The organism is Corallococcus interemptor (assembly GCF_003668875.1).
Lineage (GTDB): Bacteria > Myxococcota > Myxococcia > Myxococcales > Myxococcaceae > Corallococcus > Corallococcus interemptor.
Genome location: NZ_RAWM01000067.1, coordinates 21785 through 46417, shown reverse-complemented (window position 1 = coordinate 46417; position 24633 = coordinate 21785). Strand labels below are relative to the sequence as shown.

At 70.4% G+C, this 24633-nt stretch carries 24 protein-coding genes; 15 read left to right on the top strand and 9 right to left on the bottom strand.

From position 1 onward, the window contains the following. The first annotated feature begins 97 nt into the window (after window positions 1-97). Together D7X96_RS23070 and D7X96_RS23065 are read left to right on the top strand one after the other, a co-directional pair. Entirely contained in the window at window positions 98-334 is a 237-nt protein-coding gene (locus tag D7X96_RS23070) for a chaperonin (protein WP_120547079.1), read from the top strand. Between the two features lie 52 nt (window positions 335-386). Continuing rightward, a complete protein-coding gene (locus tag D7X96_RS23065) occupies window positions 387-2009 on the top strand; it encodes a phospholipase D-like domain-containing protein (RefSeq protein ID WP_120547078.1) in 1623 nt (540 codons plus the stop codon). Here D7X96_RS23065 and D7X96_RS23060 read toward each other — a convergent pair. The 3 genes from D7X96_RS23060 to D7X96_RS23050 form a co-directional block, all read right to left on the bottom strand. After that, window positions 2006-3370, bottom strand: a complete 1365-nt coding sequence (locus D7X96_RS23060) for a hypothetical protein (protein ID WP_120547077.1) — start codon at window positions 3368-3370, stop codon at window positions 2006-2008. The two genes, D7X96_RS23065 and D7X96_RS23060, sit on opposite strands and share 4 nt — an antisense overlap. 106 nt (window positions 3371-3476) lie before the next feature. Beyond that, window positions 3477-4091 (bottom strand): hypothetical protein, encoded by a 615-nt coding sequence (locus tag D7X96_RS23055; RefSeq protein ID WP_120547076.1) that lies wholly within the window; start codon window positions 4089-4091, stop codon window positions 3477-3479. Between the two features lie 148 nt (window positions 4092-4239). Next, window positions 4240-5199, bottom strand: coding sequence for a hypothetical protein (locus tag D7X96_RS23050; protein ID WP_120547075.1), 960 nt, complete (start codon window positions 5197-5199; stop codon window positions 4240-4242). A gap of 227 nt (window positions 5200-5426) precedes the next feature. On the opposite strand from D7X96_RS23050, the gene D7X96_RS23045 reads away from it, so the two are divergent. From D7X96_RS23045 to D7X96_RS23025, 5 genes are all read left to right on the top strand, one after another. Continuing rightward, a complete protein-coding gene (locus D7X96_RS23045) occupies window positions 5427-5807 on the top strand; it encodes a BlaI/MecI/CopY family transcriptional regulator (RefSeq protein ID WP_120547074.1) in 381 nt (126 codons plus the stop codon). A 5-nt stretch (window positions 5808-5812) separates the two neighbouring features. Next, entirely contained in the window at window positions 5813-8029 is a 2217-nt protein-coding gene (locus D7X96_RS23040; RefSeq protein ID WP_121770723.1) for a M56 family metallopeptidase, read from the top strand. Window positions 8030-8115: 86 nt separating this feature from the next. Further along, the gene (locus D7X96_RS23035) at window positions 8116-9831 is read left to right on the top strand and encodes an aldehyde dehydrogenase family protein (protein ID WP_121770719.1); all 1716 of its coding nucleotides are present in this window, start codon (window positions 8116-8118) and stop codon (window positions 9829-9831) included. Between the two features lie 50 nt (window positions 9832-9881). Continuing rightward, window positions 9882-11054 (top strand): tetratricopeptide repeat protein, encoded by a 1173-nt coding sequence (locus tag D7X96_RS23030; protein ID WP_120547071.1) that lies wholly within the window; start codon window positions 9882-9884, stop codon window positions 11052-11054. Between the two features lie 64 nt (window positions 11055-11118). Then, window positions 11119-11667 (top strand): hypothetical protein, encoded by a 549-nt coding sequence (locus D7X96_RS23025; protein WP_121722095.1) that lies wholly within the window; start codon window positions 11119-11121, stop codon window positions 11665-11667. On the opposite strand, the gene D7X96_RS23020 is transcribed toward D7X96_RS23025, so the two are convergent. The 3 genes from D7X96_RS23020 to D7X96_RS23010 are packed head-to-tail and all read right to left on the bottom strand — an operon-like array spanning window position 11654 to window position 15421. Beyond that, on the bottom strand, window positions 11654-12715 hold the full coding sequence (locus tag D7X96_RS23020; protein WP_121770718.1) for an SDR family oxidoreductase: 1062 nt from the start codon (window positions 12713-12715) through the stop codon (window positions 11654-11656). The two genes, D7X96_RS23025 and D7X96_RS23020, sit on opposite strands and share 14 nt — an antisense overlap. A gap of 16 nt (window positions 12716-12731) precedes the next feature. Beyond that, the gene (locus D7X96_RS23015) at window positions 12732-13868 is read right to left on the bottom strand and encodes a cyclic nucleotide-binding domain-containing protein (RefSeq protein ID WP_120547068.1); all 1137 of its coding nucleotides are present in this window, start codon (window positions 13866-13868) and stop codon (window positions 12732-12734) included. Further along, window positions 13865-15421: a cation:proton antiporter gene (locus tag D7X96_RS23010; RefSeq protein ID WP_244219693.1), complete on the bottom strand. Its 1557-nt coding sequence runs from the start codon at window positions 15419-15421 to the stop codon at window positions 13865-13867. Before D7X96_RS23010 ends, D7X96_RS23015 begins: the two co-directional genes overlap by 4 nt. Window positions 15422-15569: 148 nt before the next feature. On the opposite strand from D7X96_RS23010, the gene D7X96_RS23005 reads away from it, so the two are divergent. Continuing rightward, window positions 15570-16340, top strand: coding sequence for an ABC transporter ATP-binding protein (locus D7X96_RS23005; protein ID WP_121770717.1), 771 nt, complete (start codon window positions 15570-15572; stop codon window positions 16338-16340). Further along, complete coding sequence (locus tag D7X96_RS23000) at window positions 16337-17140, top strand: ABC transporter permease (protein ID WP_121722099.1); 804 nt, start codon at window positions 16337-16339, stop codon at window positions 17138-17140. The genes D7X96_RS23005 and D7X96_RS23000 overlap by 4 nt, the downstream gene beginning before the upstream one ends. Here the strand turns inward: D7X96_RS23000 and D7X96_RS22995 are convergent. Beyond that, the gene (locus tag D7X96_RS22995) at window positions 17137-18318 is read right to left on the bottom strand and encodes a PQQ-dependent sugar dehydrogenase (RefSeq protein ID WP_120547065.1); all 1182 of its coding nucleotides are present in this window, start codon (window positions 18316-18318) and stop codon (window positions 17137-17139) included. The genes D7X96_RS23000 and D7X96_RS22995 overlap by 4 nt on opposite strands. 166 nt (window positions 18319-18484) lie before the next feature. On the opposite strand from D7X96_RS22995, the gene D7X96_RS22990 reads away from it, so the two are divergent. Then, window positions 18485-19063: a type 1 glutamine amidotransferase domain-containing protein gene (locus D7X96_RS22990; RefSeq protein WP_120547064.1), complete on the top strand. Its 579-nt coding sequence runs from the start codon at window positions 18485-18487 to the stop codon at window positions 19061-19063. A gap of 412 nt (window positions 19064-19475) precedes the next feature. Beyond that, window positions 19476-20375 carry a hypothetical protein gene (locus D7X96_RS41060; protein WP_120547113.1) on the top strand — a complete coding sequence of 300 codons (900 nt, stop codon included), beginning with the start codon at window positions 19476-19478 and terminating at the stop codon, window positions 20373-20375. 8 nt (window positions 20376-20383) lie between these two features. On the opposite strand, the gene D7X96_RS22980 is transcribed toward D7X96_RS41060, so the two are convergent. Next, window positions 20384-21310: a DUF1684 domain-containing protein gene (locus D7X96_RS22980; protein WP_120547063.1), complete on the bottom strand. Its 927-nt coding sequence runs from the start codon at window positions 21308-21310 to the stop codon at window positions 20384-20386. 75 nt (window positions 21311-21385) lie between these two features. On the opposite strand from D7X96_RS22980, the gene D7X96_RS22975 reads away from it, so the two are divergent. Further along, window positions 21386-22228, top strand: coding sequence for a 2-oxo acid dehydrogenase subunit E2 (locus tag D7X96_RS22975; RefSeq protein WP_121722103.1), 843 nt, complete (start codon window positions 21386-21388; stop codon window positions 22226-22228). A 29-nt stretch (window positions 22229-22257) separates the two neighbouring features. Then, complete coding sequence (locus tag D7X96_RS22970) at window positions 22258-22488, top strand: hypothetical protein (protein WP_120547061.1); 231 nt, start codon at window positions 22258-22260, stop codon at window positions 22486-22488. Window positions 22489-22503: 15 nt separating this feature from the next. Here the strand turns inward: D7X96_RS22970 and D7X96_RS22965 are convergent, their stop codons facing one another. Continuing rightward, window positions 22504-23253, bottom strand: a complete 750-nt coding sequence (locus D7X96_RS22965) for an SDR family NAD(P)-dependent oxidoreductase (protein ID WP_120547060.1) — start codon at window positions 23251-23253, stop codon at window positions 22504-22506. A gap of 106 nt (window positions 23254-23359) precedes the next feature. Between D7X96_RS22965 and D7X96_RS22960 the strand changes: the two genes are divergently transcribed. Both D7X96_RS22960 and D7X96_RS22955 read left to right on the top strand, forming a co-directional pair. Further along, window positions 23360-23965, top strand: coding sequence for a TetR/AcrR family transcriptional regulator (locus D7X96_RS22960; protein WP_167510873.1), 606 nt, complete (start codon window positions 23360-23362; stop codon window positions 23963-23965). A gap of 90 nt (window positions 23966-24055) precedes the next feature. Continuing rightward, on the top strand, window positions 24056-24604 hold the full coding sequence (locus D7X96_RS22955) for a hypothetical protein (RefSeq protein WP_120547058.1): 549 nt from the start codon (window positions 24056-24058) through the stop codon (window positions 24602-24604). Window positions 24605-24633 lie beyond the last annotated feature (29 nt).

Sequence of the window (24633 nt, the reverse complement as noted above, 5' to 3'; positions counted from 1 at the left end):
GTACGGGCGGGCAGGGGCAGGGGCAGCACGGCAGGACGGGCGGTACGGGGCGGTACGGCACACCACACAGACACTTCATCCTCGGAGAACGAAGACCATGGCGACCAAGACCCAGAAGCAGACCATCCAGCGCAAGGCCCGTCAGGTGAAGGCGAAGACGGTCAAGGCCGTGTCCAACGCGGGCAAGCAGGCCAGGCGCGTGCAGGTGACGCTCGGCGACCTGATCGCCGCGGCCTTCGACACCGTGGGCGGCGAGGCTCGCAAGGTGGCCAAGGTTGTTTCGTCCACCGACATGACGCTGGCGACCGGCAAGCACATTGTCTTCGTGGGGTGATGCTTCCGCCGGCCGGGCGCGGACGACATCAGGGAATCCACTCCAGGGCCAGGTGAGCGACGTGAAATCCATTCTCATCCCCGGACGCAACTGCTGGACGCGTTCGGAAACGCATGACGCGGGCGTGCTGGTGGACGCCCGGGCTTATTACCGGGAGCTGTACAGGGCCATCCGGAAGGCCCGCCGCTCCATCGTCATCACCGGTTGGCAGTTCGACAGTGACGTGACGTTGCTGCGCGGTGAGGACCTGGAGGAGGCGAACGGCGGCGAAGTCCGGCTGCTGCCGCTGCTGGACCAGATGTGCCGGGAGAACCCGGAGCTGCACGTCTACATCCTCGCGTGGGACTTCAGCATGCTGCTCGCCATGGAGCGCGAGTGGATGCAGAACGTGCTCTTCAACTGGACGACGAACGAACGGCTGCGCTTCCGCTTCGATTCCTCCAGTCCGCTGTACGGCGCGCATCACCAGAAGCTCGTCGTCATCGACGGCGTGATGGCGTTCACCGGCGGCATGGACGTGTGTGACTGCCGCTGGGACGACCGGGACCACCCCGCGCGCTCGAAGCTGCGCTGCGACTCCGGCCGCGACCCGCACGGGCCGTACCACGACGTGCAGACGGTGCTGACAGGCCCCGCGGTGAAGCCGCTCGCGGAGCTGTTCGAGGCGCGCTGGGCGCACTCGGGTGGAGGGGAAATCCACCTGGAGCCCGTGCACCGCGACGACCTGACTTTCGAAGCGACGATGCCCGCGCCTCCGGGCCCGGTGGCCATCAGCCGCACGTTTGGAAAAACCATCCTGCCGCCTCAGGACGAGGTGCAGGAGATCCGCGCGCTGTACGTGGACGCCATCGCCGCGGCCGAACGCTTCATCTACATCGAGAACCAGTACTTCTCCTCACGCGCCATCTACGGCGCGCTCGTCAAACGCATGCGCGCGGCCGGACGGCCCCGGCTCCAGGTGATGCTGGTGCTGCCCCGTCAGCCAGAGGCGCTGCGCGAGCAGATCGCCATGGGCGTGGCCCAGGTGCGCCTGTTGCGCGCGCTGCGCGAGGTGGCCTCCGAAACGGGCCACGGCTTCGCGGTGTACGGCTCGGCGGCCACGGACGAGGACGGCTCGGACGTGTTCACGTACATCCACTCGAAGGTCCTCATCGTGGATGACACGTTCATGACCATCGGGTCCGCGAACACCACCAACCGCAGCCTGGGGTTGGACTCGGAACTCAACCTGAGCTGGGAGGCTCGGGCGCCCGGGGACGAGGTGTCGCGCGCCATCCGCCGCGTGCGCGTGTCGCTGATGGCGGAGCACGTGGGCCTGGCCGGCGTGGCCGCGCTGCGCCCGCTGGTGACCGCGACGCACCTGGTGGAGACGCTGGACGCGCTGGCCCAGGCGGGACAGCACCGGCTGCGGCCGCACCCGCTGGAGACGGTGTTCGACCAGAACCCCCTCTTCAAGCCGCTGGAGCCGGAGGAGTTCCTCATCGACCCGGAGGAGTCGGTGCTGGACGAGTCCCTCTTCGAGGCCCTGCACAAGGGCGACGACGGCCTCTTCGCCTCGGGCGTGCGCCTCTTGTCCCGGCTGCTCGTGGGCAAGTCGTGCGAGGCCGCGCGGCGGCACAGCGCCATCCTGCCCTGCGCTCCGGTGCAGGAGGAGGAGGGCGGGGCCTTGAGCTAGCGGCGGGCGAAGTCCACGCCCACGCCAGCACCCGCGCTCACGCCGCGCACCAGCGTGCCGTCCGGCTGCGGGAAGGTCACCGTGCTGCCGGCACCCCAGACGTACATGGCGGGCAGCACGCGCTGGCGGAACTCCGCCGCCACCGAGTAGCGGGGCTTGTCTCCCAGGCCCACCACCACCACGCGCGCGATGCCTCGCGACTCGCCGCCCGGGCTGCTGAAGCTCAGGGACAGGTCGCCGTCCGCGCGGCCGAAGGCGGAGTACTCCACGGCGCCGCTGGCCACGACCTCCGCGGAGTCCGGCCCGTCGCCTCGCGCCACGGACAGCTCCAGGTAGCCGGAGAAGTCCTTGGGCACGCGCTGGTCGGACTGGGGCTCCTCGGAGAGGCCCACGGCGGAGAAGCGCGCCAGCTCATAGCCCGCGCCGAAGTAGCCGAAGCGGAAGCCGCCGCCCTGCCGGCGCCCCTGCGCGGTGACGCTGATCTGCGTGCCCTTGAAGTTGCCCTCGAACGCGACGCCCAGCAGGGCGCCCAGGTCCTGCGCACCGTCGTTGAGCCGCGCGCCGCCGGCGACCAGGGCCCACGAGCGCAGCCGCTCACCCTTGTACATGGCGAACTCGCCGCCCACCGACGCCACCGTGGCCGCTGGCGTGACGCCGCCGGCCTCGCCGAAGTCGTGCGCCGCGGACGCGCGCACCAGGTAGCGGTCGAAGTTGCCCTCGCTGTCGCTGGCGATGCGGCCGATGTCCAGCAGCAGCTCGCCGGAGAACACACGCGCCGCGAGCACGTCGCTGGCCAGGAGCTGCACGCGCGCGGGCCCCGCGGTGAACGACAGCGTGCCGCCCGCCGGGTGGTAGTTCGGGTTGAGCTGGTTGTCGTAGCGGTTCACCAGGTAGCCGCGCCCCAGCGACTCCTCCAGGAACGGCTGCACGCGCAGGCCGAAGCGGCCGGACTCGTCGCCAATGCGCAGCAGGCGCACCACCTGTCCGTAGTCGCTGCGCTCGTCCCAGTCCTCGCGCCGCAGCCACGCGCCATAGTCCTGGTCCTTCTGCTTCGGCGCGTTGTCCAGCAGCCGGAAGCGCAGCGGCGCGCCCAGCATGAACGCGAAGTCCTCGCCGCCATCCACGCCCAGGGACGGGTACGCGTAGCCGAACAGGTCCTGCTCTCCGCCCCGCGTCCCGGACGGGAAGCTCAGCGGCCCCACCTCCAGGAGCGCCCGGAACCCGATGCCGCCCTCCGACGAACCCCCCGAACTCCCCGGCGCGGAGTACGACTCCTGCGGCGGATCATTGGGGACCTCCTCGATGGTGGAGGACTGGGAGTGAAGCAGTGCGAGGAGGGCCGCGAAGGGAGCACCAGTCATTGGTGCTCACTCTAGTTGGCGAGCCGCGCAGTGGACAGACGAATACCCGGGACGGCCCGCGCGGAGCGGGCTTTCCCGGGTATCCGCCCTCGCGTGGGGGCGATGACTAGTTCGTGGGATCCGGCGTGGCGCCCGACTCCACCTTGGAGCTGTCCGTGCTGGAGTCGTCCGTGTCGGCGTTGAGGGCGCCGGACCCGGTCTCGCCGCTCACGTCCTTCACGTCGCTCTTGCCCTCGGTGGCGGTGCTGCCGGAGCCGCCGGTGCCGCCGAGGTTGCCCTCGGTGCCCAGGTTGCCCTTCTCATTGGAGTCGCGGTTCTGGTTCACCGCGCCGGACGGGGACTGGGTGTCACCCAGCTCCGTGGGCGTGTTCTGCTGCACGTCCCACTTCTGGCCGTCCTTGGTCTTCACGGCCTCGTCCGGGGCGCCGGAGCCGCCGGTGGCCTCGCCCTCGTAGACGGTGGGCGCGTTCATGCGGTCGCGCTTCTCCAGGTCGCTGACGTTGCCCGTCTCACCGGGCAGCTCCTGGTTGGCGGAGTCAGAAGACGAGGAGTCGATGGACGAGGAGTCGAGGCTCCCGCTGGTGTCCGTGGTGCTGCCGGCGCTGCCGGAGCCGCCGATGGCGCCTGCCTCGGGCGACGAGGCCTCGCGGGTGTTGGCGTTGTGGCTGGCGCAACCATACAGCGACAGGGCGGCGATCGCCGCGAACAGAGGGAGCTTCATGGGAAATCTCCGTGTGTGTCGGGTTTGAAGTCGGCTTCCAGAAATCTGGTTGCCCTTCCGACAGAGACAAGGACACACACGGTCCGCTGCCCCCCGACCCTTACCTGAGCGGCCGGGCAGCCGGGCGCTCAGGTGCCGGTCAGGTGACTCAGCCCTTCCGCTTCTTCTTCACCGAGGACGTCCCGGTGTCGAGCGCGTCCGCCTTGCGCTTGTCGCCCGCCACCGCCGCCTCCTTGCTGGAGGACATGGCCTCGCCCTTGTCGTTCTTCGTGAAGAGGCGGTCCTCCTTGAGCAGCCGGTCCGGGCCGAAGGTCTGGTGCGCGTCGAAGAGGCGCTCGGCGCGCTTCGTGGGCTTGCCGTTCGCGTCCAGCGGCGTGTCGAAGCCGGTGCTGATCTTCGTGTTCTGCGTCCGGTTGCCCAGGCGCAGGTTGCCCGGCGCGTCGAAGGTGTCCTTCAGCACATTCTTGTAGGCCCCGAAGCGCTTGTCCTGATCAGGCCCCTGCATGGCGGTGAGGGTGTTCTTGAGCGTCTCGTTGCGCTTGCCGGTGACCTGCGCCGGGGTCAGCTCTCCGTGGCGCTCCTCGAGCGTGGCGCGCGAGTAGCCCTGCATGCGGCCCGCGCCGGCGGCCTGCTGCGCCAGCCCCTTGCGCAGCTGCTTCTGGGCGTCGGCCACCTCCGCGGGGTCGGTGGCCGTCTTCAGCTTCTGCTGCGCGGCCTGGGTGTTCTTCACGCCCTCCTGGAACTGGAGCGTCTCGTGGTTGAAGACGTTCTGGCCGGTGCCGGAGGCGATGACGTGGTTGATGCTGGAGGCGGGCGCCTTGTTCTTCGGGCTCGTGGAGACCAGGGCCTCCTGCTCCGTCAGGGGCCGCCCGGACTTCTTCGCCGCGTTCGTGTACGTGGTGTGGGAGTCGCTGTACTGGGTCAGGCGCTCCAGCGCGTTCTGCGGCGTCTTCTCCGTGCCGTGCTTGCCGTAGTGCTGGAGCAACTGCTGCTTCTGCTTGTCGTTCAGGTCCGCGGTGGGGCCGTACTTCACCTGCTCGCCCACCTTCGTGGAGTTGTTGCCGACCTTGAACTGCGTCTGTCCCAGCTTGGGGCCAATGCCTCGCATGCGTCGCCTGCCTTCTATCGACGGGGCCCGGCCGGAGGGTGCGGCGGGTACACGTCATGGGGGAAGGGGCAGACTAGGGAAGCCGGGAGCGCCTGTCTTTGAGGAAGATCCCTGACGCCTCCAGGTGCCATCTCTTGAATTCTGAGCTGCTGGCACCCGCTTGACTACGGCTGTAGTCAGTCGTACCTTGCTTCTGACTACAGCTGTCGTCACGAAGGGCAGGGCGCATGAAGAAGCCGGTGGGAGAGCAGGAGCTGGCGGTGCTGCGGTACGTGGCCGAGCACGGGCCGGCGACGGTGGGCGAGGTGGCGGAGCGCTTCGGTGAGGCTCAAGGGCTGGCACGCTCCACCATCCTGACGGTGATGGAGCGGCTGCGGCTGAAGGGGCACCTGACGCGCTCGAAGGTGGACGGGGTGTTCCAGTACGCCTCGCCGGTGGCGCCGCAAGAGTTGTTGCGCGACGTCGTAGGGAACTTCGTGCAGCGCACGCTGAGCGGTTCGCTGTCGCCGTTCGTGACCTATCTGTCGGAGACGGAGGACGTGTCCGACGAAGAGCTCAAGCAGCTCCAGGACGTCGTGGCGCGCCTGCGCCAGAAGCGGAAGGAGTGAGTCCCGTGACGCCTCTCGTGACCTCGCCGTGGTGGTCGTCGTGGCCGGAGTCGGTGTGGCGCGCCTCGTGGCAGGGGGCGCTGTGCGCGCTGGCCGTGTGGCTGCTGGCCCGGACGCTGCCGCGCCTGCCCGCGGCCCTGCGCGCCGGCCTGTGGTGGCTGGTGGCGCTCAAGTTCGTGCTCACGCTGGGCTGGCCCAGGCCCATGCCGCTGGCGCTGTTGCCCGTGGAGGCGGCCCCCGTGCAATTCCAGACGGTGCGTGCTCAATCCCAGACGCCGGAGACGGTGGTCGTGATGCGCACGGCGCCGGATGCGGTCGTGCGGACGCGGCTGTCTCCGCAAGGACAGACACCGGCCCCGTCGATGGGGGCGCGGGTGGCCTCCCTCCGCTCGCACCCGTGGACGGGGGGCGGTGTCTGGGCGCTGCTCGTCCTGTGGGGCGCGGGCGTGGCGTGGAAGGTGCGGGGGCACGTGATGGCATGGCGCCAGGTGCGGGGCATGCGGGAGCGCGCGCGGCCCCTGCGTCACCCGGTGCTGGAGGAGGAGGCGGAGTTCCTGGCGAACGAGGCGGGCCTGAGCCGTCCTCCCACGCTGCTCGTGTCGGACGAGGTCGTGAGCCCGCTGGCCGCGGGGCTGGTGTCGCCCGTCGTCGTGCTGCCCGCGAAGGCGCTGCGCGAGCTGCCGGAGGACTCGCTGCGCATGGCGCTGGCGCATGAGATCGCGCACCTGCGGCGCGGGGACCTGTGGCTGGGCTGGGTGCCGGCGCTGGCGGAGACGGTCCTCTTCTTCCACCCGCTCGCGCGCCAGGCGGCCCGGGAGTACGCGCTCGCTCGAGAAGAGGCGTGCGACGCGGAGGCGCTGCGCCTCACGGGCGCGGAGCCCGCGGACTACGGCGAGCTGCTCATCGCCTTTGGCATCACCCGGCCCCCGGGCAGCGCAGCGGCGCTCGGGGCGTCGGCCCACCTTCACGCGCTGCACAGGAGGCTCCGCATGCTGGAACATGTCGACGTCGTCCCCACCCAACCCCGCCGGTGGCTGAAGGGGGCGCTGTTCGCCCTCGGCGCGGTGGTCCTGATGCCCTTCCAGGTCGTCGCCAAGGCGCCCGCGGAGAGCACCGCCCCGGCCACGAAGGATGCGGCCCCCGCGTCCAAGCCCACCGTGACGGAGCACACCGCGCAGGCCTCCAACGCGAAGCCGTCGCCCGCGTCGAAGCCCACCGTGACGGAGCACACCGCGAAGGCGCCCGGCACGCCCGCGAATGCGCCGCCGCTGCCCGCGCTCCCCGCGCTGCCCCCTCCCACGCCGGGGAAGGCGACCACGCAGAGCACCACCCTGCACGTCGCGCCGCCTGCGGCGCCCGTGCCGCCCGCGCCTCCGACGCGTGGCGCGCTGCCTCCGGTGCCTACCGCGCCGCCCGCGCCTCCGACGCGTGGCGCACTGGCTCCGGTGGCGCCCGTGCCTCCGGTGGGTGGCCGGGTGGCTCCGGCGCCCATGGCCCCCATGCTCGCGGCCGCGCCGCGTCCCCCCGCGCCTCCCGCTCCGCCGGACCTGGACATCGAGGACGGCGACTCCTTCGCGTACCTCTCCGACGGCCGCACGATGATGGCCGGCTCCACGGACGACCTGTACCTGGCGCGCACCTTCAAGCAGACGGGCAAGGACCTGCTCTTCGTGCGCCGCGACAACAAGCCCCTGATCATCCGCGACGCGAAGACGCTGGAGCAGGTGCGCAAGCTGATGGAGGACGACCGCAAGCTGGGCGACGCGCAGGGCGCGCTCGGTGAGAAGCAGTCGGCCCTGGGCGAGCAGCAGGCGGCGCTGGGCCAGAAGCAGGCGGACCTCGCCTACCCCATGTCGCAGATCGCCGCGAAGCACGCCGCCATCGCGTCCAAGCGCGCGGAGATCGCCATGGAGCGCGCCCGGCTCCACTCGCTCGCGGACGGCCCGGATCGCGACCGCAAGGAAGCGGAACTCGACAAGCGCGACGCCTCCTTCGACCAGGAGCTGGAGGGCCTGGACAAGCAGCAGGAGGAGCTCAGCAAGAAGATGGAGGCGCTCGGCGAGGAGCAGGAGAAGCTGGGGGAGAAGCAGGCCGAGCTCGGCGAGCAGCAGGCGAAGCTGGGCGAGCAGCAGGCGGCCAGGAGCCGCGAGAACATGAAGAAGGTCATGGCCGTCATCGACGAGGCCATCCGCAAGGGCCTGGCCGAGCCCCTGCCCACCTGAGGACGGAGGGCGCGGCCCACCGGTGACGGCGCACGCGGGGGTTCCCTATACCGGGACCCGGTGTGAAGCCTGTCTCGGAGGTCGCCATGTCCGCCGCCGTCCCGCAGCACACGTCACGCACCACCATCGACATCCTGGTGCGCCGGGTCCGTCAGGGCTCGAGCGCGTGGGCGAAGCTTTCCCTGCCGGAGCGCATCCGGCTGCTGGAGGACCTGCGCCAGGCGTATGTCGGCATCGCGGAGCCCAGCGTCCGGGCGGCCTGCGAGGCGAAGGGAATCGACCCCGGCGGGCCACTCGCGGGTGAGGAGTGGCTCGGCGGGCCCATGGTGGTGGTGCGCAACCTGCGGCTGCTGTCGGAGTCGCTGAAGGACATCCAGAAGCACGGCGTGCCCCTCATCCCGCGCAAGCACCTGCGCACGCTGGAGGACGGGCGGCTCGCCGCGAGGCTGTTTCCTCGCGACCGGCTGGAGGGGATGCTGCTGCCCGCCACCACGGGCGAGGTCTACTTCCAGCCCGGCGTCACCGCGGACAACCTGCGCGACCACCAGGCGTCCTTCTACAAGAAGCCCCACAAGGGCCGGGTCTGCGCGGTGCTGGGCGGCGGCAACGTCAACTCCATCCCGCCGCTGGACTGCCTCTACAAGCTCTTCGTCGAGGGCACCGCCTGCGTGCTCAAGATGAACCCCGTCAACGCGTACCTGGGCCCGTTCCTGGAGCAGGCCTTCGCTCCGCTCATCGCGCGCGACGCGCTGGCCATCATGTACGGTGGCGCGGAGGAGGGCGCGCAGTTGGTCCACCACGACGCGGTGGACGAGGTGCACATCACCGGCAGCGACAAGACGCACGACGCGCTGGTGTGGGGCCCGCCCGGCCCGGAGTCCGACGAGCGCCGCCGGAAGAACGAACCACTGCTCGCGAAGCGCGTCTCCAGCGAGCTGGGCAACATCTCCCCGGTGGTGGTGGTGCCGGGGCCGTACTCGGACGGCGAGCTGCGCTTCCAGGCGGACGACATCGCCGGCATGGTCGCCAACAACGCGTCCTTCAACTGCAACGCGGCGAAGCTGCTGGTGCAGCCGAAGGACTGGGCCCAACGCGGCCCGCTGATGGACCGCATCCAGATGAGCCTGGGCCAGGCGCCCGTGCGCCGCGCGTACTACCCGGGCGCGCAGGAGCGCTGGCGCCAGTTCACCGACGCGCGAGCGAACCTGCGGCTCGTCGGCAACCCCGGCGAGGGCGACCTGGCCTACGCGCTGATTCCGGACGTGGATCCGTCCAAGACGGACGACCGCGTGTTCCACCACGAGCCCTGGTGCACGGTGCTGTCGGAGACGGGCCTGCCGGGCTCCGATGAACCGGTGGCCTTCCTGGAGGCGGCGGTCGCGTTCCTCAACGAGAAGGTGTGGGGCACCCTCAACGCGATGCTCATCGTCCACCCGAAGACGATGCGCGACCCGAGGGTGCGCGAGGCGGTGGAGAAGGCGGTGCGGGACCTGCGCTACGGCACCGTGGCCCTCAACACCTGGCCCGCGGCGGGCTACGCGCTGGGCAGCATGCCCTGGGGCGGCCATCCGTCCGCGTCGCCCCGGGACATCCAGAGCGGGCAGGGCTGGGTGCACAACACGTTCATGCTGGAGTCCATCGAGAAGTCGGTCCTGCGCGCTCCGCTCACCTCCCTCATCCCGCCCCCGTGGGTGCCAGGTCACAAGAGCATGGCGACGCTGTCCCGCCGGTTGATGGAATTCGAGCAGTCCCCGTCCTGGTGGAAGCTGCCCGGTGTCGCCCTGGCCGCGCTGCGCCGCTAGGGGCAGGCGGGGAGGCGGGGAATCGGGAGGCTCGTGGTAGGTAGGGGGCCATGGCATCCAGGTACGCGCAAGAGGGTGGGCAGTCGCTCCAGCAGGGTCAGCCCGCGGAGGCGGTGAAGGCCTTCCAGAAGGGCCTCTCCATTGATCCGAAGGACGTGGACTGTCTGATGGGCCTGGTGCGCACCCACCTGAGCACCGGCGCCGCGAAGGATGCGGAGAGCGCCGTGACGCGCCTGTTGCAGGTGCAGCCGGACAACACGGAGGCGCAGGCGCACCTGGCCATGCTCAAGGCGCAGGCCGGGGACCCGGTGGCGCTGGTGACGCTCAAGGCGCTGGCCGCCGCGCCCACCGCCGGCTACTTCGAGCGCTTCAACCTGGGCACGCTGCTGGCCGAGCGCGGCGACCTGGAGGGCGCGAAGGCCGCCTTCGAGGCCGCGCAGGTGGTGGCGCCCCACAGCGTCTACCCGCACTTCGAGCTGGGCCGCATCGCGATGCTGCGCAAGGACTCCGCCGCGGCGGCGGTGCACTTCCAGCAGGCCGCGGCGCTGGCGCCCCAGGAGGCGCTGCCGCACCTGATGCTGTCGCGCGCGCACGCGGCGAACGGCGCCGTCGGGGCGGCCATCGCGGCGTCCACGCGGGCCCTGGAGCACGCGCAGGGCCGCACGCGCGTGGCGGTGTTGCAGGACCTCTTCCGCCTCTACCTCCAGGCCAGCAGCAAGGACGCGGCCCGCCGCACCATCCTGGAGCTGCGCGAGCTGGACCCCTCGCAGGTCCGCTACGTCCACCTGCACGGCCTGGCCTGCATGCTGGCCGGTGAACTGGAGGAGGCGAAGGCGCTCTTCGCGGAAGCGCTCCAGCGCGCGCCGAACCAGTGGGACATCCGCCACTCGCTGGCGCAGGCGCACGAGGCGCTGGGCGAGCGCGCCGAGGCCCGCAAGCTGTTGGAGGAGATTGTCGCGGTGGTGCCCCAGGAGCCCGGCCCCACCAACGACCTGGTGCGCCTGTTGATGGGAGACCAGGACCACGCGCGCGCCCGCGTGCTGCTGGAGCGGGTGCTGGAGGCGAACCCCCAGGACGCGCTCACGCACCTGAACCTGGCGCGCGCCACCCAGCCGTTCGACCGGGCGGAAGCCACCAGGCACGCCCGGCAGGCGCAGTCGCTGGGCGCGGACGCCGCCGTGAAGGACCAGGCGGCGCAGCTGCTGACGGAGCTGAGCGGCTGACGCACCCCGTCTTCCCCCAGCCCGGGGCCGTGCCTACCTTCAGGCCCGGTCCAAGGGGGGCGTGATGCGCAAGGCGGAGCAGGCACTCATTGAACAGCTGGAAGCGCGCTTCCGGGAAGTGACGCGGCTGCTCTACACGACGTCCATCCCCGCGCCGGTGCTGGACGCGGAGCTGATGCCGATGATCGCGGAGGACGTCACCTTCACGGACCCCTGGCAGAAGGGGGGCGGCAAGGAGACGTACCGCAAGGGCGCGGCGGGCTTCCACTGCATGTTCCGCTTCGACTTCGACATCTACCAGCTCAACGTCCAGCTGGAGCCGGACGGCAAGAGCGGGCGGGCCATCGTGGACGGGGTGATGAACCTCAAGCAGTTCGCGTGGCTCTACACGTACCCGCTGCGCACCATCCTCGTTTACGACTTCACGCTCCAGCGCGGCGAGGACGGCGGCGAGGTGCTGCCGCTCATCCACGCGCACGAGGAGATGTGGAGCTTCGGCGACATGATCGCCAACGTGCCCGGCGTGGGCGCGCTCTACGAACGGTTCCGCAACGCCTTCAGCGTGGGCTTCCTGGCGGCGTCCGCGGTGTGCGGGCGCCTCAAGCGGGGATGAGCTTCTCCGCCTGAAGCTGCTTCATCAGCGCGACCATGGCCTCCGTGCTGTCCAGGTGCATCTCCTGGAAGCCGAAGCGGCGGGCCTTGTTCACGTCGAAGAACGCGTCGTTCTCCACGCCGAAGATGAAGTCGCCGAAGGCCCAGTTGGCCAGCTTCTTCAGGCCGTGGGGATGCAGGCCATGGCGCTGCGTCAGCGCCTCCCAGACGGGGGATTTGTCCCGCATCGCCTCCGTGAGGGAGAAGGGCTGCGGATCCGCGCAGGGAATGCCGAACGCGTCCGCGATGCGCGGGAAGACCTGGCTCCAGCGGAAGACGTCGCCGTTGGTGATGTTGAAGATTTCGCCCGCGCAGGCCTCGTTGAGGGCGGACCACTCCATGGCCTTGGCCAGCACGGTGGCATCCGTCACGTTGGCCAGGATGGAGTACGCGCGAGGCGTGGAGGGGAAGCGCAGCGGGACGCGCAACGCCTTGCACAGCGACGCATACACGCCAATGAGGTTGCCCAGGTTCATGGGGTTGCCCACGGCCAGGCCCATCATCATGTCGGGCCGCAGGGCGGTCCAGCTCCAGCGCCGGCCCTGGGACGCGTCACGCAGGAGGTCCTCCTGGTCGTAATAGAAGTTGGGCGGGAAGTGACGAGGGTCCGTCTCCTTCGCGGGCGTCTTGTAGAGGCCGAACTGCGCGCCGTACGCCTTGCCACCCTGGATGAAGGACACATGGCGGAAGCCCGGAGCGTGCCGCTCCAGCGCCTCCACGGTGTTGCGCAGCAGCGACACGTTGATGCGCGTGAGGTCCGAGGCGTCCGGGTGCTCCTGGTAGGCCGCGAAGAAGACGTGGGTCACGTCGCGCAGCCACTCCGACGCGCTGGCGAGCGAGTCCGGCGACAAGAGGTCCAGCGACTTCACCTCCGCGCGCGTGGCGAAGTCCGGCGCGCGGCGCGACACGGCCTTCACCTTCCAGTCCGGCCGCGTGTCCAGGTACGTGAGCAGGTTGCGGCCAATGATGCCGGTGGCGCCCAGCACCAGCGCCGTGTGCTTCGTCGTCATGGGAGTCCTGTCCTTTTCAGCGGCCAAACAACCCGCGCTTCTTCGCCGGCTGCGCCTGCCCGCCCAGTCGTGACAGCCGCTGGCCCAGGATGCGGCTCATCTCCAGCGCGACGGCGGGGTTGGCCATCATCACGCCGCGGAAGTCCTCGCGGCCCACGGCGGCCAGCTCGCACGGCGTGGACGTGACGGCGGTGGCGTTGCGGGGCTCGCCCGTGAGCAGGGCCAGCTCTCCGAAGAAGCCGCCCTGCTTCACCGTGGCCATCGTCTGCCGCGAGGCGTCCTTCATCGCCACCTCGCCGGAGATGACCACGTAGAACGTCTCGCCCGCGTCGCCCTGGCGGAACAGCTCCGTGCCCGCGGGCGTCTGGAGCAGCTCCGCGCCGCGCGCCACCGCCTCCAGCTCTCCGTCACTCAGGGGTGCCAGGAAGTCCAGCTTGCGCAGGGTCGTCGCCAGCGACGACGCCACGCCCGCGCCCAGCGGCGGCTCCGACGTGAGGAACTCCACCGCCTTCGCCACCTGCGTGCGGCGCGCCACGAGGATGACGTTGTGGCCGGCCTTCAGCTGCGTGTTGCCCTCCGGCAGCGCGGTGTGGCCCTGCGGATCCACCATCGCGATGAAGATGCACTCGCGAGGAAAGCCCTCCATGCCGCGCACCTGCGCCACCGTCTGCCCCGCCACCCGGGCGCGCACGGGAATGGCCAGCTCGAACAGGAGCGCATCACCGCTGCTGAGCGGCAGCGACCCGGACACCTGCGGGAAGTCGATGGCGGTGGTCATCTTGGAGACCACCACGTCCGCCTCCGCGACCAGCTCCTTCACGCCGGCCAGCCGGTACGCGTCGCGGTAGCTCGTGTCCAGCATCCGCACCATCAGGCGCGCGCTGGACGTGGAGCGCACCAGCATGGCGAACGCCAGGTTCGCCGGGTCGTGCGCCAGCACTGCCGCGGCTACGTCCGCCGTCCCGATGCCCGCCGCCTCCAGCACGCGCGGGTTGGTGGCATCCCCGCACACCGTCACCACGCCCACCTCGTCGAAGAGGCGCGCGCAGATGCCCGCGTCGCGTTCGATGACCGTCACCGTGTGCTGCTCCGACACGAGCCGCGCCGCCAGCGCTCCGCCCACCCGTCCTCCCCCCGCGATGACGATCCTCATGACGCCTTCTGCTCCTTGCCTTCCATGTTCGCGTGGCCGCCGTGCAGCACCTTCTCCAGGTCCAACATCCGCGCGTCCAGGTGCGCCAGCATCTCCTCCGCCGTCGCCTCCGGAATCAGCCCGTTGCGCCGGGCGCCCTGCAACGCCGTGCGCTCCGCGTCGATGAGCCGCCTGCGCGTGCTCAAGAGGTCCTTCGCCCCTTCCGCCAGGTGCTGCTCGCTGATGCGCCGCAGCTCCCGCTCCGCCCGGGCGATGTTCACCTGGTACTCGCTGCGCAGGTGCTCATAGGCCGCGCGCGGCAACAGCCCCTGCGTATGCAGGGCCTCCAGCTCCACGTGCGCCGCGCGGCTGGCGATGAGCTTGCCGCGCTGCTCCGCCATCTCCAGCGCCACCGCGTCCTGCTGGAACAGCCCCAGCGCCTTGAGCGCGCCCGTGAGCATCAACCCCTGGCCCACCATGGACACCAGCGTGACGCCGAACGCGATGGAGACAATCTGTTCGCGCGCGGGCGTGGACTCCGGAAGACCCAGCGCCAGACCAATGGACAGCGCGCCCTTGATGTTGCCCAGCAGGAACACGTGCTGCCAGCGCAGCGGGATGGACTCCGCGGGCTTGAACATGCGCAACAGCAGGAAGGGCAGGTAGATGGCCACCGCGCGCCCCACCACCACCGCGACCACCGCCATGCCCACGCCCGGCAGGTGCCCCTGGAGCGCCTCCGGCCGCGTGTCCAGGCCCACGGAGAGGAAGAGGAACGTGTTGACGCCGAAGGTGGCGTACTCCCAGAAGGAGTGGATGGCCACCTGGCTCTGCGGCGGCACCTCCCGCCGCAGCGTCACGCCCACCGCCAGGCCCGCCACCACCGCGGAGATGGCGCCCGACAGGTGCACCTCTTCCGCCATCACGTAGGACGCCAGCGCCACCGCCGTCGTCACCATGATCTCCGCGAGCGGATCCTCCGCGCGCCGGATGATGAAGCCGCCCAGGAGGCCCAGCGCCAGGCCCACCACCGCGCCGCCTATCGACGCGAGCAGCACGTGGCCGCTCAAGGAGCCCAGCGAGGGCGCCGCGCCGCCCGCCACCACCGCCGCGATGGCCGTGTACGCCACCAGCGCGGTGCCGTCGTTGAAGAGGCTCTCGCCCTGGATGATGCCCGCCAGCCGCCCGGGCACCGGCGCGCGGCGGAACGCGTAGAGGATGGACACCGTGTCCGTCACCGCGAGGATGGAGCCGAGCAGCAGCGCGGGCCCCCACGCCAGGTGCAGCATCCAGTGCAGCGAGGCGCCGGTGGCGCCAATGGCCAGCACCATCCCCAGCGTGGACAGCAGGCCAATGGGGACCGCGTTCGCGCGGATGCCATTGAGGTCCGCCATGATGCCGCCCTCGAAGAGCAGCAGGGGAAGGCAGATGAGGAAGACCACCTGCGGGTTGAGCGGGGGCACGCCCGGCAGCAGGTGTGCGACGGAGATGAGCAAGCCACCAAGCACCAGCGCGACGTTGTACGGCACGCTGGCCCGCTTGGCGGCGATGGCAAGCGCGATGGCCGCCACCATCAAGCCAATTAAGATAGGTACTTCCAGCAGCACGGCGACTCCACTGGGACCAAGGGAGGGCGCGAAGTTTTCCAGATTCATGCGGACCGTGCACGGCCACCGTCCGCTTTTCGTCGCCGGAGGTCCGCGTGGTACAGCAGCGGCCCTGATGAAATCCGGCTCGCTGGACCCCCTGGTGCTCTCCGTCACGGCCCTGCGCAAGACGTACGGCGGCCGGGCGGCCGTGGATGGCATCTCCTTCCATGTGCGCCGAAACGAAATCGTGGGGCTGTTGGGACCCAACGGCGCGGGCAAGAGCACCACCATCAACATGCTCCTGGGCGTGCTCCAGCCCACCTCCGGCACCATCGCCATCGAGGGCACGGACCTGGAGACCCAGCGGGTCAAGGCCCTGTCCCGCACCAACTTCGCCGCCGTCTACTCGCCCCTGCCCGGCAACCTCACCGTGGCGCAGAACCTGCGCGTCTTCGGCCTCATCTACGGCGTGAAGGGGCTGTCCGCCCGCATCGAGTCCCTGCTGGAGCAGTACGACCTGAAGCGCTTCCGCGACACCAAGTGCGGCGTGCTGTCCTCTGGCGAGCAGACGCGCGTGTCCCTGGCCAAGGCCATGCTCAACGAGCCCCGCCTGCTCCTGCTGGACGAGCCCACCGCGTCGCTGGACCCGGCCACCGCGCTGGACATCCGCACCCGCATCAAGGCCTTCGCCGCGCAGGGCGACAGCAGCGTGCTGTGGACGTCCCACAACATGTACGAGGTGGAGTCCGTCTGCGACCGCGTCCTCTTCCTGGCGCGCGGCCGGGTGCTGCTGGAGGGAGACCCCAGGACGCTGCCCCGAGAGCACGGCAAGGCCACGCTGGAGGAGCTGTTCATCGCCGTGGCCAACGAACCGCTGTCGCTGGAGAGGAGCGAAGCGCCATGAACCTGGACCACGTCGCGGGCATCGCGCTGCGCCAGTTCTATCTCTACAGGGGCAACTTCGCGCGCGTGGTTCCGCTGTTCGCCTGGGTGGCCGTGGACATGGTGCTGTGGGGCTTCATGACCCGGTACCTCAACGAGGTGGCCTCCTCCGGCTACGACTTCGTGCCGGCGCTGCTGGGCGCGGTGCTGCTCTGGGACTTCTTCGCGCGCGTGATGCAGGGGCTCACCACGGGCTTCTTCGAGGACGTCTGGTCGCGCAACTTCCTCAACGTCTTCGCCACGCCGCTCACGCTGCCGGAGTACGTGGGCGGCCTGGTGGTGACGAGCATCGCCACCAGCGCCATTGGCCTCGTCGTCATGCTGCTGTTGTCCACCACGGTGTTCGGCCTGTCCTTCGCCGCGTACGGAGCGCTGTTCATCCCCTTCGTGATGGTGCTGTTCCTCTTCGGCATCGCGCTGGGCATCCTGAGCAGCGCGATGGTCTTGAGGTTGGGGCCCGCGTCGGAGTGGTTCGTCTGGCCCATCCCCAGCCTGCTGTCCCCGTTCGTGGGCGTCTTCTATCCGCTGTCCACGCTGCCGGAGTGGATGCAGTGGGTGGCGAAGCTGTTGCCCCCGTCCTACGTCTTCGAGGGCGTGCGCACGCTGGTGGCCGGCGGCGAGTTCTCCGGCGCCACGCTCGGGTGGGGCTTCGCGCTGGCGCTCCTGGACATCGTGCTGGCGGCCTGGGTCTTCCAGCGCGTCTACCGCTACGCGGTGCGCACGGGCCTGCTGGCCCGCTACAGCGCGGAGAGCGTGAGTTAGCGCCGCACGCGCAGGAGCAGGTCCTTTTTCGGGCCGCACTCGCCCCGGCCGTCGCAGTTGCTGGTGGTGACGTACAGGTGGCCGTCCGGGCCCATCAGCACGTCGCGCAGGCGGCCCCAGGTGTCGCGCAGGTACACCTCGTGCTTCGCCACGCGCCGGGGCTCGTTCGCATCGAACTCCACCCGGTGCAGGTGCTTGGACTTGAGCGTCCCCACCAGCAGCGACCCCGTCCACTCCGGGATGGCGCTGCCCGTGTAGACTGCGGCGCCGCCCGGGGGGGCCGCGTCGTCGAAGGTGAGCGACGGGGTGATGCGCCCGGCTTGCGTCTCGCACGAATAGATGCCGGGCCAGCCCAGGTTGTCGCCCGCCTTCACCACGTTCACCTCGTCGTGGCCAAAGCGCATCGTCTCGCCGCTGGGGCCGTGGTCGGTGACGTACAGCGTGGTGGCGTCCTTCCAGTCAAAGCCTTGCGTGTTGCGCACGCCCGTGAGGAACGCGGGTGAGTTGGGAAAGGGATTGTCCTGGGGCACCGCGCCGTCCGGCGTCAGGCGCAGCAGCTTGCCCGCGGGGTTCATCACGTCCTGGGACAGGTCCGGGTCGCGCGAGTCGCCCGTGCCCACGTACAGCATGCCGTCCGGCCCGAAGCGCAGCCGCCCGCCGTCGTGGTACTTCGCGGACGGGATGTTCCCGTAGATGACGCGCTCGAAGGTCGCGCTCGTGCCGTCCGGCGACAGCGTCCAGCGCTCCACCCGGTTCTGCGCCTTCCCGTCCGCCTGGGTGGTGACGTACAGGTAGAACCACCGGTTCGTCGCGAAGTCCGGGTGCGCGGCGATGCCCAGGAGGCCGCCCTCTCCGTTGGCCGTCAGGGGCAGCGTGGCCACGGCGCCCGGCTGCAGCTGGCCTCCACGCAGCAGGCGCACGCGGCCGGGCCGCTCGGTGATGAGCGCGTCGGCGGCCGAGCCTGGCGTGCCCGGCAGGAAGGCCACGCCCCAGGGGACCTCCAGCCCTTCGGCCACCACGTCCACGGTGACGGGCGCGCTGCCGTCCTGGCCCCAGCCGTCCTCCATCAGGACGCAGTCCGCGGCGGAGGCCGTGCCCTGCGCCTGGCTCCTGCGGCAGCCGGAGGCGGAGGCGGTGAGCACCACGAGGGCGGACAGGAGCAGGCGGCGGGAGCGCATGCGGACAATCTAGCGTTGGTGAACGGGGCCTACCGACCCGGAAGGGGGGCAGGCGAGCGCATTCGCGACCGGAAGACGGTGCCGGACGGCGTTGTCGCGGCCCCTGTCGTGGGCACCTTGCTCGGGCGGGTTCAACGACACCAACGCCCAGGCGGGAGGCAGTTCCATGGCGCGCATCGCATTCATCGTGGCCAACGACTTCGAGGACTCCGAGTTCCAGGTCCCCTACGACAAGCTCAAGCAGGCGGGCCACGAGCCCGTCGTCATCGGTGTGGAGGCGGGCAAGACGCTCAAGGGGAAGAAGGGCGCCGAAATCCGCACGGAGAAGGCCGTGAAGGAGCTGAAGGCCGCGGACTTCGCCGCGCTGGTCATCCCCGGCGGCTATTCGCCGGACCACCTGCGCATGGACATCTCCATGGTCGGCTTCGTGCGCGACTTCTTCAAGGCGGACAAGCCCATCGCCGCCGTCTGCCACGCACCGTGGATGCTGGTGGAGGCGGACATCGCGGACGAGCGCACCGTCACGTCGTTCCCCTCCATCAAGACGGACCTCATCAACGCCGGCGCACGCTGGGTGGATCGCCAGGTGGTGGAGGACGGCAACCTCATCACGTCCCGCAAGCCGGACGACCTGGACGCCTTCTGCGCCGCCCTGCTGCGCCAGCTGAAGGACGGCATCGCCCCACGTCTGGAGTCACCTCTGGCCCCCGAAGCGGCCGCGGACCGCGCACCGCCAGTGCACTGAGCCAACACCCAGGCGAAACATGGTCCAACAGGACCCAGGCCCCAGGGTGCTCCAGGCGCCCTGGGGCCTCTACGTGCGCCGCGTCAGAACGGATTTCCGCCGCCTGGCGGCGCCTGCCTGCCCCCGTCCCCAGAGGGAAACTGTTGGCGAGCGGACCCGTCATCCGTCCGCCGCATTGCGTTGTCTGGAGCATGCGTCGGGTTTTTGCTCCTCTGGAATTGTTCCGTTGTCTTTGGGCCTCCGGTACAAGACACTCAGACGTCTGTACGGGGTTTCACCAACCCCAGGGGAGTCATTCATTCCCTGACTTTTACAGCTGAGTTGCTATTATGCAGCTCCATTGCTTATCATCAGGAGCGCAACGCCTCCTTGACGGACTGCGCTATCACGGACGGTCTCTGTGGACTCCCCCATGAATCCGGCCCCCCGTACCGTGGTGTCCCCGCCCCGTCAGGTCGTCCGGGCCGTGCTGACCGAAGCGCTGGAGAGCAAGATGGGCGGCGAGGTGGTGGTGAAGTCCGCCACGGTCTCCGGCCGCATCTTCGTGGTGGAGCACAAGGTGGCGTGGACGGTGCTCACCGGCCCGGGCGCGCGCAGCTTCTCCACGGCGCTCATCGACGCGAAGCTGGTGAGCCGCGAGGACGTCGAGCAGGTGATGGCGGAGTGCCGCAAGAGCGGCGGCAACTTCTGCGAGACGCTGGTGTCGTGGGGCCTGGTGCCGCGCGACACGCTGCGCGACCTGCTCTGCCACCACGTGCGCGCGCAGCTGGACACGCTCTTCGGGCTGACGGAGGCGCAGGCCCTCTTCGTCCCGCAGCCCCGCTCCTACTCCAGCCAGCTGACGTTCGAGCTGGCGGAGCTCACCGCCGACACGATGCAACCGCAGCCTGCCGTTACGCAGTCGCAGTCCCCCTCGGGTCCCCCCGTCCTACTGGAAGGTGAAGTCATGGCGAACGTGAAGCAGGCGCTGGAAGAGGCGATGAAGATTGAGGGAGCGTTCGCGGTCTGTCTCGCGGATGCCAACAGCGGGATGACCCTGGGCAGCGTGGGCGGCAACGCGACGTTCAACGTCGAGGCGGCGGCCGCGGGCAACACCGAGGTGATGCGCGCCAAGCTGAAGACGATGAAGGCCCTGGGCATCAAGGACCGCATCGAGGACATGCTCATCACCCTGGGCGAGCAGTACCACATCATCCGCCCGCTCGCGGCGCGCGAGGGCCTGTTCCTCTACATCGCGCTGCACCGCGCGAACTCGAACCTGGCCATGGCGCGCTTCCGCATGGCGGACGTGGAGAAGACCATCCAGCTCTGAGGCCGGGCTCAGTGGTCTCCCGCGCGCTTCTCACCGGCCTCCACGCGCACGGCCAGGCGGTTGCCGCGCGGAGGCAGCGGGCAGGTGGCGAAGCGCGTGAAGGCGCACGGCGGATTGTAGGCGCGGTTGAAGTCCAGCACGACGCGCCCGTCCTTGTCCGGCAGCGGCGCTTCGAGGAAGCGGCCCGCGCCATAGGTGGCGTCGCGGTTCGTCTCATCGCCGAAGATGATGAACAGCTCGTCCGAGCCGTCCTCCGCCACGGGCATCAGCCGGTACTCCTTGCCCGCCACCGTGAAGACGAGCGTGCCGGCGGACTTCATCTCCTCCGAGTAGCCCAGCACCGTGGGCACGCTGAGCATGCGCGGCTTTTCATCCGGCACCAGCCGCGCCTCCACCTTCCAGTCCGCGCTGGCGGGATACAGCGGGATGCCGTGGAACTGCTTGCGCGCGGCGGCCTCTGAATCCTTCACGCGCACGCCCAGCCGGTCCTGGCGGCGGATGACCTGGAAGTTCACGCTGCCCAGGCGCAGCACGTCCGGCGCGCCTTTTTCGTCTGTCTTCAGCGCCCCCCCCGTGAAGGGCTTGCCCTCCAGCGTGAAGGCCGCTCCGGGCGCGGGCTGGAAGCTCACGCTGTCACCCTTGCGCACGAAGGTGCCCGCCCTGGACGGCGCCGGCGCGGGCAGGACCACCGCGCTGCCGGGCGCGGAGCCGGCCGTCTGCTCGCCCTCCTTCAGCCAGGTGAGCCCCACCAGCGTGAGCCAGCCGTCCGGCGACGTCAGGCGCTGCAGCCGCTCGGCGTGCCACGCCTGGGTGGCGGCGGCGACGTCCTCCGCGGGGGCCTTCCTGGGCGCGGCCTGCGCGGCGGGTTTCGGCAGCGGCTTCGCGGGCGGCGAGGCCTGCAGGGCCAGGGACAGGACCAGGGCGAGGGTGCTCATGCGGCCAATGTCTAGCAGGAGCCCGGCCGGGTTGCGCGCGGCCGGTCCTCCGTGCAAAGGCTTGAGAAACCTTCCATGAACCTGGACCTCCACTCCGCGCCCCCGGCCAGTGCCCTGCGCAAGCTCGCGCTGGGGACGTGGCGCGCGCCCAGGGACCCCACCGCCTATGCGTCGCTGGAGGTCCGCATGGAGCCGGCGCTCGCCTTCATGGCCACGCACCGCACGCGCACCGGCCGCCGGCTGACGGTGACGCACCTGGTGGCGAAGGCCGCGGCGGACGCGCTCGGCCGCTACCCGGAGGCCAATGTCGTGCTGCGCGGCCAGCGTCCCTGGCTGCGCGAGGACGTGGGCGTCTGCGTGCTGGTGGTGCAGCCGGCGAGCGGCGCGTCGCGCGTGGACCTGACCACCGCCACCGTGCACCGCGCGGACCAGAGGTCGCTAGAGGACCTGGCGGACGCCATGGAGTCGCGGGTGTCGCGGGTCCGCGCGCGCGAGGACGTGGAGATTGAACGGGGCAAGCGCCGCTCGTCGCTGTTGCCCGGATGGTTGATGGGCCCCGCGCTGCGGCTGTTGTCCTTCGTCTGGTACGGCCTGAACGTGGACCTGCGCAAGGTGGGGATGCCGTTCGACCCGTTCGGCTCCGTGGCGGTGACGAACCTGGGCTCGCTGGGGTTGGAGCGGGGCTTCGTGGCGATGGTGCCCTACACGCGCGTGCCGCTCTTGCTGGCGCCCGGGCTGGTGCGGGACGTCCCGGTGGTGGAGGGCGGCGCGCTGGTGCCGGGCAAGGCCATGACGCTGACCTGCACGTGGGACGCGCGCCTCATCGACGTGGACCTGGCCGCCCGGGTGCTGCGGCACATCGGCGGCGCGCTGGAGGACCCCAGCGGGTGGGATGCACCCGGGGCCGAAGCGCGGTAGAACCGGGGTGTCATCCGGAGGTCGGCACCATGTCCGTGGATCCCTTTCGTCGCGTCGGTGGTTCGCGTCCCGTGGGGCGCGTGCTGAGCGGCCAGGACCGCTTCGAGAAGGAAGCCCTGGAGGGCCCCCCTGAAGGCCCCCTCGCCATGGACCGCCGTCAGCGCATGGCCGGTGGCCCGCTGCCGGTGAACGGCGAGAGCCCCTTCGCCGCGAAGCTGCGCAAGCTGGCCGCGTCCAACCCGGACGGCAAGGCGGACTGAGACACCCGCGCCGCTTCAGACCTGCCCGGCGCCACCATCCACGAAGAGCTCCGCGCCGTTGACGAAGCTGCTGTCGTCCGAGGCGAGGAACAGCGCCGCCTTCGCCACCTCGTCCGGCTGCCCCATGCGGCCCAGCGGGATGAGGCTGGTGAGGTAGTCCTTGATCTGCTTCTCCCCCAACGCGCCGGCCACCAGCCCGTTGAGTCCCGGCGTGTCGATGGGGCCCGGGCTGAGCGTGTTCACCCGGATGCGCCGCCCCTTCAGGTCCGTGGCCCAGGTGCGCGCGAACGAGCGCACGGCCGCCTTCGTCGCCGCGTAGACGCTGAACGCCGCCGAGCCGTCCGAGCCCGCCGTGGAGCCCGTCAGGATGACCGAGCCGCCGTCCTTCAAGAGCGGCAGCGCCTTCTGCACCGTGAACAGCGTGCCCTTCACGTTGACGTTGAACGTCTTGTCGAAGTGCGCCTCCGTGATGGCGTCCAGCGCCACGAACTCGCCCAGGCCCGCGTTGGCGAACACCACGTCCACGTGCCCCGCGTCCTCCTTCACCCGCGCGTAGAACCGGTCCAGGTCCGCCATCACGGACACGTCCCCGCGCACGCCCACCACGCCGTGGCCAATCTCCTGCACCGCCCGGTCCACCTCCGCCTGCCGGCGGCTCATGAGGAACACCTTCGCCCCCTCCTGCGCGAAGCGCTTCGCCGTCGCGAAGCCGATGCCCGTGGTTCCACCCGTGACGACCGCGACCTTCCCGTCGAGCCTGCCCATGGTGCCGCTCCCTTGGTCCGCCCCCGCCCTGGCGAGGAGTTATGGACTTTATGGTCCATATCTAAGAATGGTGGACCGAGCGGTCAATAACTTTTATTTTCCGGGTATGGCTCGGCCTCGGACATTCGATGAAGCGCAGGTGCTGCGGGCGGCGCGCGACCAGTTCTGGAACAAGGGGTACGCGGCGACGTCCATGGATGACCTGATGCAGGCCACGGGGCTGGGCAAGGGCAGCCTCTACGGCGCCTTTGGCGACAAGCATCAGCTCTTCCTGAAGGTGTTCGACGCGTACTGCGTGGGCTCCGTGGAGTCGGTGAAGAAGGCGCTGGAGGGGCCGGACGCCGGGGCGCTGGAGCGGCTGCGTCAGCACCTGCTGGGCACCGCCACCGGGTCCGCGGCGCCCGCGAACCGGCGGGGGTGTCTGCTGTCGCGCGGCACGTCGGAGCTGGCGGCGCAGGACGCCCAGGTGGCGGACCGGGCCCTGGAGACCTTCCGGGCGCTGGAGGACGCGTTCGTGCGCTGCCTGGAGCAGGCCCGGGCGCACGGGGACCTCGCGCCCCACGCGGATCCGCGCAAGCTGGGCGCCATGCTGCTCGCCGTCCAGCGGGGGCTGGAGGCCGTGGGCAAGGCAGGCATGGATGAAGCCACGCTGCGAGGCATGGTGGAGACCGCGTTCGAAGGGCTGCCTGTCGCGGCGAAGCGCCGCCGTTAGCGCCGCCCTCTTCCGGTGACCCCCGCGTTCAGGCTAGGCACGGGGCCTGAACGCGGGTGCGTGCGGTCACTCACCGGGATGGGGGCATCAATGCGGAAGGCACATGCGGTGGCGGCGTCCATGGCGGCGCTGCTGCTGGGGCAGACGGGCTGCTATCGGACGAGCATCGTCACGAACCTGCGGCCGGAGCCCAAGGTCCAACAGGACCGGCAGTGGTTCACGGCGGCGGGCCTGGTGCCCGTGTCCAGCCCCCCGGGCAGCGAGTGCAAGAACGGCATCGCGTGGGCCCAGAGCCGGGCGACGCCGAGCGACTTCCTCATCCAGGCGGGCCTCGCGGTGGCGGGAGCCTTCATCGGGTCGGCGGTGTGCGGGGGCAGCAACCGGACCGACGAGGAGCTGGGCAACTGCGCCGCCATTGGCCTGCTGGTGCCCACGCTGCTGGTGGGCTCGCGCACCGTGGCGTACTCCTGCGCGTCGGGGTCCCAGAACGTCAATCCGCGCCACGATTTGGGTGAGGGCCCGGGCTCGGAGACGCCGGTCCGCGCGCCGGAGGAGGGCGAGGTCCCGATGCCCGAGACCCCGACCCCGCCGCCACTGCCGCCGCCCGGCTCCGTCCCGGAGTCGAGCCCCGGTCTCTGAAATACGCCCGGACGCGGCGCGGCCCTTCA